Source organism: Microcoleus sp. LAD1_D3, assembly GCF_036702135.1.
Lineage (GTDB): Bacteria > Cyanobacteriota > Cyanobacteriia > Cyanobacteriales > Microcoleaceae > Microcoleus.
Window position 1 is genome coordinate 1 of record NZ_JAUBSB010000162.1, and the last position, 1,248, is coordinate 1,248.

Annotated in this window: 2 protein-coding genes; both read left to right on the plus strand. The window is 40.2% G+C overall.

Annotated features, from left to right (window positions below):
• The first annotated feature begins 645 nt into the window (after positions 1-645).
• The gene (locus tag QUA74_RS29755; protein WP_333336371.1) at positions 646-846 is read left to right on the plus strand and encodes a hypothetical protein; all 201 of its coding nucleotides are present in this window, start codon (positions 646-648) and stop codon (positions 844-846) included.
• 80 nt (positions 847-926) lie between these two features.
• Positions 927-1,148, plus strand: coding sequence for a hypothetical protein (locus tag QUA74_RS29760; RefSeq protein WP_333336374.1), 222 nt, complete (start codon positions 927-929; stop codon positions 1,146-1,148).
• Positions 1,149-1,248 lie beyond the last annotated feature (100 nt).

Sequence of the window (1,248 nt, forward strand, 5' to 3'; positions counted from 1 at the left end):
GTTTTTGGCTGGCATTTTTGTAAAAATTGACTAAACTTAATTTTTATTATACCCTATTTAAAGGTACAACAGCTTACAAGCTCATACTGCTGAAATCGCCAAAATTTTATACAGAAACACTCCCCCCGAGGCATTAGATAGCCTGGAAACAATAGAAGGGCACTTGAGAAAACAATGGATAGAGATAGTGGGACCCGAAGTTGCTTTTTTTTATCAAAGAAACCACGGGAACAGACAAAGGACGCCCCCGAACAGTAAAAAGCTGTGTGGGTGAGTTAAAAATTACCGAAAAACAAGCAGAAAAATTAAATCTCAAAAAATCGACTCGCTTGGCCCCTTTTTTTTGAGAAATGCTGTCTGCGACAAGTAGCCCTGTTATCCTATTCCAAGGCATCTCAATAAATTGAAGTACAGAGGGGAATCAAGATAGGTCATACCAGTTTACATAGATTGGTAGAAAACCAAGAGTGGGTCGAACCAGTAGCATTCACCCCAATTAAAGAAACCATGTGGATGGAGGGAAAGTGGGGAGCGTGTCACTTTTGCGATAAGTATAAATACTCACAATAAGTAGGGCAAAGGTTTTGAGCTATTGTTGGCAAAATCGGCGAAAATAATGATGTCTTAATTAGTGGCGATTGAACGATGACTCCCGAACAACAACAGGCGATTCAAACATATGTAGAGGCTATTTCGGCAATCCTGTATGCTGATTGTGACCCGAAATCGTTGAAAACATTAGAAGATATCGAGATCACGGTTAAAGATAAGGTGTTAACTCATGTGACACCGCAGATCGGAATTTTTTTATCTACTCAGCGAGCGGGACAAAAGCAGGAAGGGTAAAGAGATTAAAAAGTACATTAGGTGATTTAAGCATCACCCAAAAGCAAGCAGATAAACTAGGGTGTGGGAGTGGGAGTAGATTGAGTCCACATTTAGAAAACTGTTGTTTAAGACTGAGTGCTAATGTTGCCTATCAAAATGCAGCCAAAGATATTGAATATATAACAGGGATTACGGTTCCAGCGAAGACACAACAAAGATTAGTACATTATCAAAAATTTGAGCAGCCCATTGCAACAGCAGATATTGCCGAGTTAAGTGTAGACGGTGGAAAAGCACGATTAATTACACCACTCGGATAAAAATCCGAGTGGAAAGATTATAACCCACATTCCGCACCCCAAACTGGCACATAGTCGGATTGAGGGGGTAAAAGTGAATCACCCGAGACAATGGTGAGTA